Raw genomic sequence first — 15,388 nt, 5'->3', positions numbered from 1 at the left:
CGTGGTGGATCGCCGCCCGCACCGTCGCGGACAGCAGCCCCACGTTACGCCCTGCGCTCGCGCCTACGGCAGCGGGACGACGGCGCGCTGCGTCTCGCGGACCCACTCCTCGAGCTTGGCCGTGGCGGCCCCGGAGTCGACGGCCTCCGCCGCGCGGTCCATCGACGTCCGCAGGCGCTCCAGGACGGGCGTGCGCACCAGGTCCGGGTCGCGCGCCAGGTCGAACGCCGCGAGGCCTGCGGCCGCGTTCAGAAGGACGATGTCGCGGACGGGGCCGCCGTCTCCCGCGAGCACCGAGCGCACCACGCTCGCGTTGTAGGCGGCGTCACGGCCGCGCAGGTCGTCGATCCGCGCGCGGGGCAGGCCCAGGTCGCGCGGATCGAGGTCGTGCTCGACCACGGAGCCGCGCGACACCTCCCAGATGTGGCTGTGACCCGTGGTCGTGAGCTCGTCGAGGCCGTCGTCCCCGCGGAACACCAGAGCCGTCGCCCCGCGCGTCCGGAACACGCCGACGACCAGCGGCACCCGGTCGAGGTGCGCCACCCCGACCGCAGAGGCCTCGGGACGGGCCGGATTGCAGAGCGGGCCGAGGAAGTTGAACACCGTCGGCACGCCCAGCTCGGCGCGCACCGGACCGGCGTGCCGGAAGCCGGGGTGGAAGAGGGACGCGAAGACGAAGGCGATCCCCGTCCGCCGGAACACCTCGGCCACCCGCTCGGGGGAGAGGGAGAGGTCGACCCCGAGTGCCGCGAGCACGTCGGAGGAGCCGGAGGAGGAGGACGCGGCCTTGTTCCCGTGCTTCACGACGGGCGTGCCGGCGGCGGCCGCGATGATCGACGCGGTGGAGGAGATGTTGACGGTCCCGAAGCGGTCCCCGCCCGTCCCGACGATGTCCAGGGCCATCGGGTCCACGTCCAGCGGCACCGCGTGGTCGAGGATCGCGTCGCGGAAGCCGACGATCTCGTCGACGGTCTCGCCCTTCGCCCGGAGGGCCACCAGCAGTCCGGCGAGCTGCGCCGGAGTCGCCGCGCCCTCCATCACCTGCTCCATGGCCCACGTCGCCTCGGAGACGCTCAGATCGGAGGACTCGAGGAGTGCGCTGAGAACGTGCGGCCAGGACAGGGTTTCCGACATGGCTCCCAGATTATGCGACGAGGATCGCCTCCCGGCTAGTGCGACTTCCCTCCCCTGCCATCGGCCATAATGGTCTGTGTGACGAGCACCTCTCTCTCCCCCACGGCCACCGCGCCCGTAGTGAACCGACCCAACCCGGTCGCGGTCGGAACGATCGTCTGGCTGGGCAGCGAGGTCATGTTCTTCGCGGGCCTCTTCGCGATCTACTTCACCCTGCGCAGCACCTCTCCCGAGCTCTGGGGCGCCGAGACCCAGATCCTCAACGTCCCCTACGCGGGCGTGAACACGGTGATCCTCGTGGCCTCGTCGTTCAGCTGCCAGTTCGGCGTGTTCGCCGCCGAGCGGCTGCAGCCGCGTGCGACGGGCCTCAGCCCGTTCAAGTGGGGCATGGTCGAGTGGTTCTTCCTCACCTACGCCCTGGGCGCGGTCTTCGTCTCCGGCCAGGTGCTCGAGTACGCGACCCTCGTCTCCGAGGGCGTCACGCTCTCCAGCAACGCCTACGGCTCCGCCTTCTACCTGACGACCGGCTTCCACGCCCTGCACGTCACCGGCGGCCTCATCGCGTTCCTCCTCGTCATCGGCCGCGGCTTCGCGGTCAAGAACTTCGGCCACAAGGAGGCGACGAGCGCCATCGTCGTCTCGTACTACTGGCACTTCGTCGACGTCGTCTGGGTCGGCCTGTTCGCCGTCATCTACTTCCTCAAGTGACGCGCCCGCCGATGCCCCACTCCACTCCCGACCCCCGCAGGAAGGACGCCTCGATGGCCTCCCCGAAGACGAAGAGCCGAGCCAAGAAGGGTCGCCGCCACCCGCTCGCCACCCTGGCCCTGATCGCCATCGGCCTCGGGCTCACCGGCGGGACCTACGCCGCGGTCGGCGTCGCGACGTCCGCCTCCGCGGAGACGTCGTCCACCAGCCAGCAGACGATCGACGAGGGCTCGAAGCTCTTCGCCGCGAACTGCGCCACCTGCCACGGCCTCGACGCCGCGGGCACCGACAACGCTCCCTCCCTCATCGGAGTGGGCGCGGCGTCGGTCGACTTCCAGGTCGGCACCGGCCGCATGCCGATGCAGATGCACGGCCCCCAGGCGCTCGAGAAGCCGGTGCAGTTCACCGACGAGCAGGTTGGCGAGCTCGCCGCCTACGTCGCGTCGCTGGCCCCCGGCCCCGCGATCCCCGAGGGCGAGGTCCTCGACGGACAGGGCGACGCGGCGAACGGCGCCGAGCTGTTCCGCATCAACTGCGCCATGTGCCACAACGTCGCCGGAGCCGGCGGCGCGCTCACCGAGGGCAAGTTCGCTCCTCCGCTGGGCGGCGTGACCGAGGCGCACATCTACGAGGCGATGGTCACCGGCCCGCAGAACATGCCGGTCTTCAACGACCTGAACATCTCGCCCGAGGACAAGCGCGACATCATCTCGTACCTCAAGTACATCGAGGCCAACCCGTCCCCGGGCGGATTCGCGCTCGGCTCCCTCGGGCCTGTCGCGGAGGGCCTGTTCCTCTGGATCTTCGGCCTCGGCGCGATCGTGGCCCTGACGGTGTGGATCACCGCCCGATCCAACTAGACGACTGCAGCGCCCTGACGGGCGCGACTGACCCACGGCACCGACTGGTGCCGACACGGCGTGAAAAGGAGAACCATGGCAGAGCACGATGAGGGTGGCACGGACCTCGCCACCTCGTCGGCCACCGGGCACGGAACGGCTCCGGCCGGCACCGCGGTCGTGACGCGGGACCGCGTCCAGGACCCGGGCCTCCCGCCGCACCGCCCCCGGATGACCGACCTCGACCCCAAGGTCGAGAAGCGTGCCGAGCGCACGGTGTACACGCTCTTCTACCTCTCCTTCGCGGGCTCGATCTTCGCGGTCGCCGCCTACATGGCGTTCCCGATCACCGAGGACGTCGCGTCGGTCCGGCTGAACACGCTGTTCATCGGCCTGGGCATGTCCCTCGCGCTCCTGGGCATCGGCATCGCCGCCGTCCACTGGGGCAAGCAGCTGATGTCGGACCACGAGGGCATCGACATCCGCCACCCCGTCCGCAGCGCGGAGCCCACCCGCGCCCGTGCGCTCGAGATCTTCGACCAGTCCGACAAGGAGTCCGGCTTCGGCCGCCGCTCCCTCGTCCGGAACAGCCTGATCGCCTCCCTCGTCGTGTTCCCCCTGCCCGCCGTGATCCTGTTCCGGGGCCTCGGCCCGCAGGACCAGAACCCCGTCGCCCTCCTCAAGACCACCCTGTGGGAAGAGGGAACGAGGCTCACCCTGGACCCGTCGGGAGCGCCGATCCTCGCATCGGACGTCACCCTCGGATCCGCCTTCCACGTCATCCCCGAGGGCCTCAACGACGCCGAGGGCAAGCTGGAGGAGAAGGCCAAGGCCGCCGTCCTCCTGATGCGCCTGAAGCCGGAGGACCTCATCGTCAGTGAGGGTCGCGAGACCTGGAACTACGACGGAATCGTCGCCTACTCCAAGATCTGCACGCACGTCGGCTGCCCTGTGGCGCTGTACGAGCAGCAGACCCACCACCTGCTGTGCCCGTGCCACCAGTCGCAATTCGACATCACGCGCGAGGCCGCCGTCATCTTCGGCCCGGCGAAGCGTCCGCTTCCGCAGCTCCCCATCACCGTCGACGCCGAGGGTTACCTGGTCGCCAGAAGCGACTTCACGGAGCCCGTCGGACCGTCCTTCTGGGAGCGATGACTCACATGTCCACCACCACCCCCTCACGCCCCTCCAGCTCCCCCGCGGAGCCCGAGGACGGCGTCATCCTCGGATCCGGCAAGTTCCAGAAGGGGTACGTCGGAGCGGCGTCGAACTACATCGACGAGCGCACGAGCATCTCCGCGGTCGTCAAGGAGTTCGGTCGCAAGATCTTCCCCGACCACTGGTCTTTCCTCCTCGGCGAGGTCGCGCTCTACAGCTTCGTCATCATCCTGCTGTCGGGCACCTTCCTCACCTTCTTCTTCCAGGCCTCGATGGTCGAGACGCACTACGAGGGCAGCTACCTGCCCCTCAAGGGCATCGAGATGTCGGCGGCGATGTCGTCCTCGCTCGACATCTCCTTCGACATCCGCGGCGGCCTGCTGATGCGGCAGATCCACCACTGGGCGGCACTGCTGTTCGTGGCCTCGATCGGCCTGCACATGCTGCGCATCTTCTTCACCGGTGCGTTCCGCAAGCCCCGCGAGCTCAACTGGGTCATCGGCTTCGTCCTCTTCATCCTCGCGATGGCCGAGGGCTTCACCGGCTACTCGCTCCCCGACGACCTGCTCTCGGGCAACGGCCTCCGCATCATCGACGGCATGGTCAAGGGCATCCCGATCGTCGGCACCTGGATCTCGTTCCTGCTCTTCGGCGGCGAGTTCCCGGGCACCGACATCGTCGGCCGCCTCTACACGCTGCACATCCTGCTGCTGCCGGCGCTGGTGCTCGCGTTCATCGCCCTGCACCTCGTGTTCGTGGTCGTCCACAAGCACACCCAGTTCCCCGGTGCGGGCAAGACCGAGCAGAACGTCGTCGGCTACCCGGTGCTGCCGGTCTACGCCGCGAAGGCCGGTGGATTCTTCTTCATCGTCTTCGGCGTCGTCGTCCTCATCGCCTCGCTGTTCACGATCAACCCGATCTGGAATTATGGCCCGTACGACCCCTCGCCCGTCTCCGCGGGAACCCAGCCCGACTGGTACATCGGGTTCGCCGACGGCGCCCTGCGCCTCGTCCCGCCGGGACTCGAGTGGGCCATCCCGGGCATCGGAACCCTGTCGTTCAACATCCTGATCCCGCTCGTCGGTCTCGGACTGTTCATCGCCGTGGTCATGCTCTACCCGTTCCTCGAGGCGTGGATCACCGGTGACAAGCGCGAGCACCACCTGCTCGACCGTCCGCGCAACGCCGCGACCCGCACCGCGATCGGCGCCGCCGGAGTCAGCTTCTACGCCGTCCTCTGGGCCGCCGCCTCGTCCGACCTCATCGCGACGCACTTCCACCTCACGATGGAGGGCGTGATCCACAGCCTGCAGTTCCTGCTCATCGCGGGTCCGTTCATCGCGTACTTCATCACCAAGCGCATCTGCCTGGCGCTGCAGAAGAAGGACCGCGAAATCGCGCTGCACGGCTTCGAGTCCGGCCGCATCGTCCGCCTCCCCGGCGGCGAGTTCATCGAGGTGCACCAGCAGCTCGACGAGTACGAGCGCTGGAAGCTCGTCGGTCAGGACGAGTACGAGCCCCTGATGATCCGTCCGGACTCGCGTGGCCGCATCACCGCCCCGCAGCGCGTCCGCGCCGGCCTCTCCCGCTGGTTCTTCGAGGACCGGATCACCCCCGTCACCCAGAAGGAGCTCGAGAGCTCGCACAGCGAGCACTGATCCTCCCCCGAAGGGCCCGGACGTTCATTCGTCCGGGCCCTTCGTCGTTCCCGCAGCGGGGCGGCGCCTGTCCTCCGGCGCGGTTGGAGGTCGGCGGTGGACCGAGAGCCGGTGAGACCGGATCACAGCGCCTCGACGGCGACAAGCCGGCAGGAACGTGAGGCGATCCTCCGGACGGCGAGGCCCCCGCTCCGCGGATCACGAGATGCCATCTGACCGCCGAGCTGGAGACGTCCGCCTCCCTCGGATCACCGAGTGATTCAGCCTGTCTCCGTTGTCGCGGCGTCGTCGTCCGGTGAAGTCCCCGTCCCCGTCCACGTCGAGACACTCGGCATCGGTTCGAGGGCACCCGTCCCCAGCAGGCCTATCAGGACTGCCCTCCCCCCACTCACGGTCGAACCCTCTGTGATCGGCGACGGCGACGCTCGCCGGTGCGACCGAGGAGGCGACCTCCGGACATCGACGACCGTCGCTGCAGCGGCGTCTCAGGCTCCCTGTCGTCGCGCCGACCGGCACACAACCCGTTAGCAAGTACCGAGGAGCTCCACGAGCTGCAGGGGCGCGCGCGGTTCCGTCGGGGTGCAGGCTCCACTGGGTTCAGAACGGTGTGCAAGAGGCCCGCAGGGCGGCGCAGGCGCCAGAACAGGCGCAGCAGCCCCAGTACAGCCGCAGGCGCAGCAGTATCCGCGATCCGTAGCGCGCCACCGCCGTCGGCACGCCGACAGGCGCACAGGAGAGCCGCCACAGGCGTAGCCCGCTCACCCGCGACCGGAGCAGGAGCCGTCGCAGCGCAGACCCGTAGGGGTGATGACGCGGGCCGACGCTCCTGCTCGGCGCCGCCCGCTGCACTCCCCTGCGAGCTTCCACGTCGCGGGCCGTCGGGATGTGCCCCGACGAGTTCCTCCGCGCAGGACGCCTCGGTGTCCCGCCAGCATGACACCGCGAGAGATCCAGCTCACCTCGTCATCCCTCACTGAGCGGTCCCGGCCCTCACCGGGAGGTCCCGGCTCTCACCGGGAGGCCCGATCCGCCACCGATCGGCGAGTGCCGCCCCTGCACGAAGCCGAATGGCCGAGCCGACCGGGCCCCGACCGCGCGTCGCTTCCTCCTGGATAAGCGAAAGGGCCGGGTGCACAGAGCCGAAGCCCTCGTGCACCCGGCCCTCGGCCGTGCGATGCGCCCTAGCGGGCGAAGTATCCGCGGTAGTACTCGTACACCCAGCCAGCGATGGCGACCAGGAAGAGCCCGACGGCGATGTAGGTGATCCAGAACCCCACGGCAAGGCCGAGGAATCCGAGAGCCGCGGAACCGCCCAGGATCAGCGGCCACCAGCTCCACGGGCTGAAGAAGCCCAGCTCGGGGTCTCCGTCGTCGATGTCCGCATCGAGGCGGTCCTCGGGGAGCTCAGCACCCTGCGCCTTGTGGACGCGGCCGACGTAGAACGCGATGAACGCGCCCAGCACGGCCGAGAGGCCGATGCCGACGGTGCCGACCCACTCCACCTGGCCCGTGTCGAGCAGCGACCACACGATGTACGTGATGTCGGCGAGAAGGAAGAAGCCCGCGAGGAGCCAGAAGAGATTGACGTTGGCGCGCATGGCCCTACTTCACCGTGCCTTCGGACTTGTCGTACGTGGGGGCGTCCGGAGCGTCCTTCGCCGGACCGATTCCGACGGGGATGCCGGCCTCGGGGTGGTTGAGGTCGAACGCCGGGGCCTCGCTGCGGATGCGCGGGATCGAGGTGAAGTTGTGGCGGGGCGGCGGGCACGAGGTGGCCCACTCGAGCGACCGGGAGAAGCCCCACGGGTCGTTCACCGTCACCTTGGGCGCCTTGCGGGCGGTGATGTACACGTTCAGGAAGAACGGGATCAGCGACACCGCGAGGATCATCGCTCCGACCGTCGACACCTGGTTCATCCAGGTGAAGCCGTCCTCGGGCAGGTAGCTGGCGTAGCGGCGCGGCATGCCGACGACGCCCAGCCAGTGCTGGATGAGGAAGGTGGTGTGGAAGCCGATGAACAGCAGCCAGAAGTGCCACTTGCCCAGCGTCTCGTTCAGCATCTTGCCGGTCCACTTGGGCCACCAGAAGTAGAAGCCCGAGAACATCGCGAAGACGACGGTTCCGAACACGACGTAGTGGAAGTGCGCCACCACGAAGTACGAGTCCGAGACGTGGAAGTCGAGCGGGGGCGACGCGAGGATCACGCCGGTGAGTCCACCGAAGGTGAAGGTGATCAGGAAGCCGATCGCCCAGATCATCGGGGTCTCGAAGGTCACCGATCCGCGCCACATGGTGCCGACCCAGTTGAAGATCTTCACGCCGGTCGGAACCGCGATGAGCATGGTCATCAGCGAGAAGAACGGCAGCAGGACCGATCCGGTGACGTACATGTGGTGCGCCCACACCGTCACGGAGAGGGCGGCGATCGCGATGGTCGCGTAGATCAGCGTCTTGTAGCCGAAGATCGGCTTGCGGCTGAAGACCGGGAAGACCTCGGACACGATGCCGAAGAACGGCAGCGCGATGATGTACACCTCGGGGTGGCCGAAGAACCAGAACAGGTGCTGCCAGAGCAGGACACCGCCGTTGGCCGCATCGTAGATGTGGGCGTCGAACACCCGGTCGGCGCCGAGGGCGAACATCGCGGCGGCGAGCACCGGGAACGCGAGCAGCACGAGGATCGACGTCACCAGGATGTTCCAGGTGAAGATCGGCATCCGGAACATCGTCATGCCGGGGGCGCGCATCGTGATGATCGTCGTGATGAAGTTCACCGCGCCGAGGATCGTGCCGAAGCCCGAGAGCGCGAGGCCGAAGACCCAGAGATTGCCGCCGAGCCCTGGCGAGAACGTCGTGCTCGACAGTGGCGCGTACGCGAACCAGCCGAACGACGCCGCACCCTGCGGGGTGACGAATCCGGCGACCGCGATGAGCGAGCCGAAGCTGTAGAGCCAGTACGCGAAGGCGTTGAGGCGGGGGAACGCGACGTCGGGGGCGCCGATCTGCAGCGGCATCAGGACGTTGGCGAACCCGGCGAAGAGCGGCGTCGCGAACATCAGCAGCATGATCGTGCCGTGCATCGTGAACAGCTGGTTGTACTGCTCGCGCGTCTCGACCACGTTCAGGCCGGGCTCGAACAGCTGGGCGCGGATGACGAGTGCCATCACGCCGGCGATGCAGAAGTAGATGAACGACGTGATCAGGTACATGTACCCGATGACCTTGTGGTCGGTCGACGTCATCCAGCGGACGAGGACGTTCGCCTTGCGCTGGACCGGCGGAGTGCCGGCGGTGCGCGTCGGGCGGGGTGCCGTAGCGGTGCTCATGCTCCCTTACTCCTCGTTCTCGCGGGCCGGCGCGCCGGTTCCGGGAAGGTTCGAATTGCGGTTGTACTCGGCGCCGAGCTGACCGGTCTGGCCCGCGTCGCGCAGCGACTGGATGTAGTCGTCGTACTCGCCCTGCGAGACGACCTTGACGTTGAAGAGCATCGCGGAGTGGTACTCGCCGCAGAGCTCGGCGCACTTGCCCGCGTAAGTCCCCTCCTTGAGAGGCGTGACGTACATGTAGTTCGTCTTGCCGGGGATCATGTCCTTCTTGTAGAGGAAGTCGACGACCCAGAAGGAGTGGATCACGTCGCGCGCGTCGAGCTGGATCTTGATCTTCTGTCCGACGGGCAGGTAGAGCGTGGGGATCTCGGACTCGACGAGCGAGCCGGCGGCGTCTCCGCCCTCCTGGTACTGGCCCTGGATACCGGCGGAGTAGACGTCCTCGTCGACGTAGTTGAAGTCCCACGCCCACTGCTTGCCGTACACCTGGATGGTCTCGTCCGGGTCGTCGTAGGGCTGCTCGATAGCGGCCTGGTCGCGCGCGGTGAAGGCGAAGAAGCCGATCACGAGGATCAGCGGCACGATCGTGTAGAAGATCTCGATCGGCATGTTGTAGCGCAGCTGGACCGGCAGGCCGGTCTGCCCCTTGCGACGGCGGTAGACGACCACCGCCCAGATGGTGAGACCCCACGTGACGACGCCGACGGCGAGCAGGACGATCCAGGAGGTGACCCAGAGTCCGATGACGCGGTCGACGTGGTTCGTCGTGCCGGGTTCGGTGGGGAGCCAGCCCTGGAGCTGCTCTTGCGTGCAGCCCGCGAGGACGAGGGCGAGGGCTCCTGCGACGGGGGCAGCGACCCATCTGCGGATTCGGCGATTGAAGCGCACCGGTGACCTTTCGGAAGACTGGGGACCAGTTCACACGAAACTGTATTAGACCGGCTCCAGCCTACCCTTCCGCTCCGGCGGCCCGGTGCACGACGACCCGCTCTTGACGTCCCGGCCGAGTGGTGCAGTCATGACGAACGGCGCCCGACGGGCCACCGGGGTGGACTGTCGGACGCCGTTCGGAGGCGCTGCGGCCCGGGGCCGCGCGGCGTCAGTGGAAGCTGTCGCCGCAGGCGCAGCTGCCGCCCGCGTTGGGGTTGTCGATGGTGAAGCCCTGCTTCTGGATGGTGTCCTCGAAGTCGATCGAGGCGCCGTCGAGGTAGGGGACGCTCATCTTGTCGACGACGAGGCCGACGCCCTCGAACTCCACCGCGGCGTCGCCGTCGAGGGTGCGCTCGTCGAAGTAGAGCTGGTAGATGAGGCCGGAGCAGCCGCCGGGCTGCACCGCGACGCGCAGGCGCAGGTCGTCGCGGCCCTCCTGCTCGAGCAGGCTCTTGACCTTGGCGGCGGCGGTCGGGGTCATCGAGACGCCGTGGGCCGCGCTGGGCGGGGTGGCGAGGGGGGTCGCCGTCTGGTCGGTCAGTGTGTCTGACATGTCACTCCTCAGGGGACGGGCGGAACGGTCGTCGTGCCTTCCGGGATTCTACGGCTGCAACCCGGGTGGTCACCCGGGTATTCCACGACCGGTGGTCAGTCGCGGTGAGCGGCGGCGCGGAGCAGGAACAGCGCCTCGGTCTGCGCGGCGCGCTTGAAGACGCCCAGGTGAAGCGACTCGTTGGGGCTGTGCGCGCGCGAGTCGGGGTCCTCCACACCGGTGACGAGGATCTGAGCCTCGGGGAACTCGCGCACGAGGTCGGCGATGAACGGGATGCTCCCGCCGATCCCGGTCTCGAGGGGATCGCGTCCCCACGCGTCGGCCATCGCGCCCTTCACCAGGTCCACGGCCCAGCCGCTCGCGTCGACCAGGAAGGGGCTGCCGGTGTCGACGTCCTCGACCGCGAGGTGTGCGCCGAACGGGGAGTTCGCCCGCAGGTGGCTCTCGATCGCGGCGAAGGCCTCCTCCGCGTCCTGGCCGGGGGCGATGCGGGCGCTGATCTTCACGCGCACGGACGGGACGAGGGTGTTGGAGGCGTCGACGACGCTGGGCGCGTCGATCCCGGTGACCGTGACGGCCGGCTTCGACCACAGGCGCGAGAGGATCGCGCCGGTGCCGATCGGCGAGACCCCGTCGAGCAGCCCGGAGTCGCGGCGGAGGTCCTCCTCGGTCGTCTCGGGCACCGCTCCATCGTGCTCGGTGAGGCCGGCGACGGCGACCGAGCCGTCCTCGTTCCAGAGCGTCGCGAGCAGTCGGACCGCCGCGAGCATCGCGTCCGGGACCGCTCCGCCGAGCATGCCCGAGTGCGAGGCGTGCGCGAGAGTGCTGACGGTGAGGGTGAAGGTGACGTTGCCGCGCAGGCCCACCGTCAGCGAGGGGGTGTCGACGTCCCAGTTGTCGCTGTCGGCGACGATGATCGCATCCGCGCGGAGGGCGTCGTGGTGCTCGCGGAGGAAGGTGGGGAACGAGCGCGACCCGAACTCCTCCTCCCCCTCGATGAAGAGGACGAGCCCGAGGTCGTGGTCCTCGCCCGCGACCTCGCGGAGTGCGCGCACCGCGGCGAGGTGGGACACGACTCCCGCCTTGTCGTCGGCGGCACCGCGCCCGTACAGGCGGTCGCCGCGCACGGTCGGCTCGAACGGAGGCGTCTCCCACGCCGACTCGGCGCCCTGCGGCTGCACGTCGTGGTGGGCGTAGAGGAGGACGGTCGGCGCTCCGTTGCGGGCGGCGCGGGTGGCCAGGACGGCAGGCTGGCCGAGCACGTCGGTGCCGTCGATCGTGGCGCTGTGGATCGCGACGTCATCGAAGACGCCCGTCTCGCGCGCGAGCTCGGCGATGGCCTCGGCGCTGGCGGCCACGCGGGTCGCGTCGAAGCCGTCCCACGAGACGGACGGGATCCGCACGAGCTGCCCGAGCTGGGCGAGCGAGCGCGGCAGATCGTCGCGGACGGCGGCGAGGACGGCCTCCTCGTCGGAGGAGAGTGCGGGCGGAGTCGGAGCGTCGTGAGCCATGGAGGTAATCTTAAGAGACCCTCGATTCCAAGGACGTTCCCCGTGGCCAAGCACCCGATCGCAACCGACACGCCCGACGACGCCGGCTCCCCCGGCCCCGGGAAGGGCCGGCCGACGCCGACCCGGCGCGAGCAGGAGCTGGCCCGCAAGCGTCCGCTGGTCGTCACCGACCGCAAGCAGGCCGCCCGCGACGCCCGCGAGAAGGCCGCCGTGTCACGCGAGCAGGCCCGCATCGGCCTGGCCGCCGGCGACCAGCGCTACCTGCCGCTGCGCGACAAGGGTCCTCAGCGCAAGTTCGTGCGCGACTGGGTCGACGCACGCTTCAGCCTCGGCGAGTTCCTCATCCCGGTGATGGTCGTCGTCCTGCTGCTGAGCTTCTTCCCGCAGCCGGAGCTGCAGTACGCGACGCTCGTCATCCTCTGGGTGTTCTTCCTCCTCGCGGTGATCGACTGCATCCTCCTCGGCATGCGGATGCGCCGGAAGCTCGCCGAGCGCTACGGCGCCGACAAGGTCGAGAAGGGCATCCGCTGGTACGCCGCGATGCGCGCCCTCCAGCTGCGCGTCATGCGACTGCCGAAGCCCCAGGTCAAGCGCCGCGCCTTCCCCGAGTAGTCGGACGGCGGACCACGAAGGGCCCCTGCGGTCGCGCCTCGCGCGGCTCCGGGGCCCTTCGTCGTGCACGGCGGGTCAGGAGGCGCGGGCCAGTCCCCGGTTGATGTCCCGAGCCCACAGGGGCCCGCGGTAGATGAAGGCGGTGTAGCCCTGGACGAGGGTGGCGCCCGCGTCGAGGCGCTCGCGCACGTCCTCGGCCGTCTCGACTCCTCCGACGGAGATCACGCAGAAAGCCGCGGGGACCACGCCCCGGATCACGCGGAGCACCTCGAGCGAGCGCGCGGCCAGCGGGGCACCGGAGAGGCCGCCGGCGCCGGCCGCCTCGACCACGGCACGATCGGTCGAGAGGCCCTCCCGGGAGAGCGTCGTGTTGGTCGCGATGATCCCGTCCAGACTCAGGCGGACGGCGAGCTCGGCGACCCGGCCGACCTCGTCGTCGGAGAGGTCGGGGGCGATCTTGACCAGCAGGGGCGTCGTGTCGGCGGCGTCCTTGACGGCCGCGAGGAGCGGCTCGAGGCGGTCGATCTCCTGCAGGCCGCGGAGCCCGGGGGTGTTCGGCGAGCTGACGTTCACGACGAGGTAGTCGGCGAGCGGCGCGAGAAGGCGCGTGCTGATCAGGTAGTCCTCGATCGCGTCGTCCACCTCGACCACCCGGCTCTTGCCGATGTTGACGCCGATCACGGGGCGGCGGCGCGCGCTGCGCAGCCGGATCAGCCGCAGCGCCGCGGCCTCGGCCCCGTGGTTGTTGAAGCCCATCCGGTTGACGACGGCGCGGTCCGCGATCAGCCGGAAGAGGCGCGGCCGGTCGTTGCCCGGCTGCGCCCGCGCGGTCAGGGTCCCGACCTCGACGTGTCCGAAGCCGAGCGCACCGAAGCCCAGGACCGCGGTGGCGTCCTTGTCGAAGCCGGCCGCGACGCCGAACGGGGTCTCGAAGCGGAGCCCGAGCGTCTCGACCGCGGGCGTTCCGCGCGGGACGGTGGTCCGGCGCAGGACCGGAGCGAGGGCTCCGAGGGCCCGGATCACCGGGAAGCTCAGGTGGTGCGCCCGCTCCGGGTCGAGGCGGCGCAGGACGGTGCGGAACAGGAGCGGGTACACCCGGGCCTCAGATCTCGTCGGCGCTGTGGGGCACGGAGGTGCGCTCGGCGCGGAGCAGGGTGATCGCAGACTCGAAGTCGTCCAGCGAGTCGAACGCCTGGTAGACGCTCGCGAAGCGGAGGTAGGCCACCTCGTCGAGCTCGCGCAGCGGCGGCAGGATGGCGAGGCCGATGTCGTTCGCGTCGATCTGCGACGCGCCCGTGGAGCGGATGCTCTCCTCCACCCGCTGCGCGAGCACGGCCAGATCGGTGTCGGTGACGGGCCGGCCCTGGCAGGCCTTCCGGACGCCGCTGACGATCTTCTCGCGGCTGAACGGCTCCACGACTCCGCTGCGCTTGATCACGACGAGGCTCGCGGTCTCGGTCGTCGAGAAGCGCCGGCCGCACGACGGGCACTGCCGGCGGCGGCGGATCGAGAGGCCGTCGTCGCTCGTGCGCGAGTCGATCACTCGGGAGTCGGGGTGCCGGCAGAAGGGGCAGAACATCGAGGGCCTCTCGGTCTCAGGCGAAGCGGGCGTCGACGGCGTCGCCGTGGGCGGGCAGCGCCTCGGCGTCGCTGAGAGCGCGGATGTGCGGGGCGACGCGCTCGAGCGCACCGCGGTCGTACGAGATCAGCTGCTGCGGCCGGAGGAAGGTGTAGGCGCCGAGCCCGGAGGAGAAGCGCGCCTGCCCCAGCGTCGGGAGCACGTGGTTGGAGCCGGCGAGGTAGTCGCCCAGGCTCACCGGGGTGGTCGGGCCGAGGAAGATCGCGCCGGCGTCGTGGATCCGCTCGGCCGTCGCGACGGGGTCGGCCGTGTGCAGCTCGAGGTGCTCGGGGCCGTAGGCGTCGCTGAACGCGCAGGCGAGCTCGAGGTCGTCGACGATCACGAGCGCGGACTGCGGGCCGTCGAGCGCGATGGCCACGCGCTCCGCGTGGTGGGTGGCGGCGGCCTGGACGGCGACCTCGCGCTCGACGGCGGCGGCGAGCTCGGCGCTGTCGGTGACCAGGACCGCGGAGGCGGCCTCGTCGTGCTCGGCCTGGCTGACCAGGTCGGCGGCGACCAGGCGCGGGTCGGCGGAGTCGTCGGCGATCACGAGGATCTCGGTCGGGCCCGCCTCGGAGTCGATGCCGACCTGCCCGAGCACCTGGCGCTTCGCGGTGGTGACCCAGACGTTGCCCGGCCCGGTGATGATGCTGACGGGGTCCAGCCCGATCGAGTCGACGCCGTAGGCCAGTGCGGCGACGGCTCCGGCGCCTCCGACCGCGTAGACCTCGTCGATGCCGAGCAGAGCGGCCGCCGCGAGGATCGTGGGGTGGACGGAGCCGCCGAACGCCTTCTGCGGCGGCGAGACCAGGGCGATGGAGGCGACTCCGGCGGCCTGCGCGGGCACGGCGTTCATGACGACGCTCGACGGGTAGACCGCCTTGCCGCCGGGGACGTACAGCCCGGCGCGGGCGACGGGCTGCCAGCGCTGGGTGACCGTGGCGCCGTCGTCGAGCTCGGTGGTGCGGGGCGGGGGGATCTGCGCGGCGCTGGCGCGGCGGACGCGCGCGATCGCCTCCTCGAGTGCGCTGCGGATGGCCGGGTCGAGGCGGTCGAGCGCCTCGGCGATCTGCTCGGCGGGCACGCGGAGGTGCGGGGGGCGCACGCCGTCCAGCCGCTCCGCCTGGTCGAGGAGCGCCTCCGCGCCGCGTTCTCGGACGTCGGCGATCAGCTCGGCGACGACGGGCCCGACGGAGGCGGACGTGCCCGGATTGCGGGGCACGAGGGCGAGGAGCTCGGCGGAGGAGGGACGACGGCCGCGGAGGTCGAGAGTCTGGATCATGGCCGCCCCAGTCTACGCGCCGCCCTCCCCCGCTCCCTCGCCCTCGTGCCCCGCAATC

14 protein-coding genes are annotated in these 15,388 nt (G+C 70.0%); 5 read left to right on the top strand and 9 right to left on the bottom strand.

Annotated elements, in window-relative coordinates; translation table 11 throughout:
- Positions 1–63: 63 nt before the first annotated feature.
- On the bottom strand, positions 64–1,134 hold the full coding sequence (gene trpD, locus C5B93_RS13090) for an anthranilate phosphoribosyltransferase (RefSeq protein ID WP_104246758.1): 1,071 nt from the start codon (positions 1,132–1,134) through the stop codon (positions 64–66).
- Positions 1,135–1,203: 69 nt separating this feature from the next.
- Between trpD and C5B93_RS13085 the strand changes: the two genes are divergently transcribed.
- The 4 genes from C5B93_RS13085 to C5B93_RS13070 all read left to right on the top strand — a co-directional run bounded on the left by C5B93_RS13085 (position 1,204) and on the right by C5B93_RS13070 (position 5,497).
- Entirely contained in the window at positions 1,204–1,842 is a 639-nt protein-coding gene (locus C5B93_RS13085; RefSeq protein WP_104224647.1) for a heme-copper oxidase subunit III, read from the top strand.
- Positions 1,843–1,895: 53 nt separating this feature from the next.
- Positions 1,896–2,702: a c-type cytochrome gene (locus C5B93_RS13080; RefSeq protein ID WP_104224648.1), complete on the top strand. Its 807-nt coding sequence runs from the start codon at positions 1,896–1,898 to the stop codon at positions 2,700–2,702.
- 75 nt (positions 2,703–2,777) lie between these two features.
- Positions 2,778–3,836, top strand: coding sequence for a ubiquinol-cytochrome c reductase iron-sulfur subunit (locus tag C5B93_RS13075; protein ID WP_104225358.1), 1,059 nt, complete (start codon positions 2,778–2,780; stop codon positions 3,834–3,836).
- 5 nt (positions 3,837–3,841) lie between these two features.
- Positions 3,842–5,497, top strand: a complete 1,656-nt coding sequence (locus C5B93_RS13070; RefSeq protein WP_104224650.1) for a ubiquinol-cytochrome c reductase cytochrome b subunit — start codon at positions 3,842–3,844, stop codon at positions 5,495–5,497.
- A 1,181-nt stretch (positions 5,498–6,678) separates the two neighbouring features.
- Here C5B93_RS13070 and C5B93_RS13065 read toward each other — a convergent pair.
- The 5 genes from C5B93_RS13065 to C5B93_RS13045 form a co-directional block, all read right to left on the bottom strand.
- Positions 6,679–7,095: a cytochrome c oxidase subunit 4 gene (locus tag C5B93_RS13065; protein ID WP_104224651.1), complete on the bottom strand. Its 417-nt coding sequence runs from the start codon at positions 7,093–7,095 to the stop codon at positions 6,679–6,681.
- 4 nt (positions 7,096–7,099) lie between these two features.
- Positions 7,100–8,824 carry a cytochrome c oxidase subunit I gene (ctaD, locus tag C5B93_RS13060; RefSeq protein ID WP_104224652.1) on the bottom strand — a complete coding sequence of 575 codons (1,725 nt, stop codon included), beginning with the start codon at positions 8,822–8,824 and terminating at the stop codon, positions 7,100–7,102.
- A 6-nt stretch (positions 8,825–8,830) separates the two neighbouring features.
- Positions 8,831–9,712 (bottom strand): cytochrome c oxidase subunit II, encoded by an 882-nt coding sequence (gene coxB, locus C5B93_RS13055; protein WP_104224653.1) that lies wholly within the window; start codon positions 9,710–9,712, stop codon positions 8,831–8,833.
- Positions 9,713–9,923: 211 nt separating this feature from the next.
- Entirely contained in the window at positions 9,924–10,307 is a 384-nt protein-coding gene (gene erpA / locus C5B93_RS13050; protein ID WP_104224654.1) for an iron-sulfur cluster insertion protein ErpA, read from the bottom strand.
- Between the two features lie 95 nt (positions 10,308–10,402).
- Positions 10,403–11,818, bottom strand: coding sequence for a dipeptidase (locus tag C5B93_RS13045; protein WP_104292645.1), 1,416 nt, complete (start codon positions 11,816–11,818; stop codon positions 10,403–10,405).
- Between the two features lie 42 nt (positions 11,819–11,860).
- Here C5B93_RS13045 and C5B93_RS13040 point away from each other — a divergent pair, with 42 nt between their 5' ends.
- Positions 11,861–12,430 (top strand): DUF3043 domain-containing protein, encoded by a 570-nt coding sequence (locus C5B93_RS13040; RefSeq protein ID WP_181067792.1) that lies wholly within the window; start codon positions 11,861–11,863, stop codon positions 12,428–12,430.
- 75 nt (positions 12,431–12,505) lie between these two features.
- Here C5B93_RS13040 and C5B93_RS13035 read toward each other — a convergent pair whose 3' ends face one another.
- Genes C5B93_RS13035 through hisD form a run of 3 tightly spaced genes read right to left on the bottom strand, consistent with a single transcriptional unit; the run spans position 12,506 to position 15,330 of the window.
- On the bottom strand, positions 12,506–13,525 hold the full coding sequence (locus C5B93_RS13035) for a quinone-dependent dihydroorotate dehydrogenase (RefSeq protein WP_104233339.1): 1,020 nt from the start codon (positions 13,523–13,525) through the stop codon (positions 12,506–12,508).
- A 7-nt stretch (positions 13,526–13,532) separates the two neighbouring features.
- Positions 13,533–14,009 (bottom strand): transcriptional regulator NrdR, encoded by a 477-nt coding sequence (nrdR, locus tag C5B93_RS13030; protein WP_104224657.1) that lies wholly within the window; start codon positions 14,007–14,009, stop codon positions 13,533–13,535.
- Between the two features lie 16 nt (positions 14,010–14,025).
- Complete coding sequence (gene hisD, locus C5B93_RS13025; protein WP_104224658.1) at positions 14,026–15,330, bottom strand: histidinol dehydrogenase; 1,305 nt, start codon at positions 15,328–15,330, stop codon at positions 14,026–14,028.
- Positions 15,331–15,388: the final 58 nt, after the last annotated feature.

The sequence above is a fragment of the Rathayibacter sp. AY1A2 genome, from assembly GCF_002930935.1.
Lineage (GTDB): Bacteria > Actinomycetota > Actinomycetes > Actinomycetales > Microbacteriaceae > Rathayibacter.
The sequence above is the reverse complement of the archived record's forward strand: the minus strand, read 5'-3'. Positions and strand labels throughout refer to the sequence as shown.

Excerpts from the sequence above, each read along its gene's own strand:
- trpD (WP_104246758.1), bottom strand. The coding sequence starts at position 1,134 with ATGTCGGAAACCCTGTCCTGGCCGCACGTTCTCAGCGCACTCCTCGAG.
- C5B93_RS13085 (WP_104224647.1), top strand. The coding sequence starts at position 1,204 with ATGGTCTGTGTGACGAGCACCTCTCTCTCCCCCACGGCCACCGCGCCC.
- C5B93_RS13080 (WP_104224648.1), top strand. The coding sequence starts at position 1,896 with ATGGCCTCCCCGAAGACGAAGAGCCGAGCCAAGAAGGGTCGCCGCCAC.
- C5B93_RS13075 (WP_104225358.1), top strand. The coding sequence starts at position 2,778 with ATGGCAGAGCACGATGAGGGTGGCACGGACCTCGCCACCTCGTCGGCC.
- C5B93_RS13070 (WP_104224650.1), top strand. The coding sequence starts at position 3,842 with ATGTCCACCACCACCCCCTCACGCCCCTCCAGCTCCCCCGCGGAGCCC.
- C5B93_RS13065 (WP_104224651.1), bottom strand. The coding sequence starts at position 7,095 with ATGCGCGCCAACGTCAATCTCTTCTGGCTCCTCGCGGGCTTCTTCCTT.
- ctaD (WP_104224652.1), bottom strand. The coding sequence starts at position 8,824 with ATGAGCACCGCTACGGCACCCCGCCCGACGCGCACCGCCGGCACTCCG.
- erpA (WP_104224654.1), bottom strand. The coding sequence starts at position 10,307 with ATGTCAGACACACTGACCGACCAGACGGCGACCCCCCTCGCCACCCCG.
- C5B93_RS13045 (WP_104292645.1), bottom strand. The coding sequence starts at position 11,818 with ATGGCTCACGACGCTCCGACTCCGCCCGCACTCTCCTCCGACGAGGAG.
- nrdR (WP_104224657.1), bottom strand. The coding sequence starts at position 14,009 with ATGTTCTGCCCCTTCTGCCGGCACCCCGACTCCCGAGTGATCGACTCG.
- hisD (WP_104224658.1), bottom strand. The coding sequence starts at position 15,330 with ATGATCCAGACTCTCGACCTCCGCGGCCGTCGTCCCTCCTCCGCCGAG.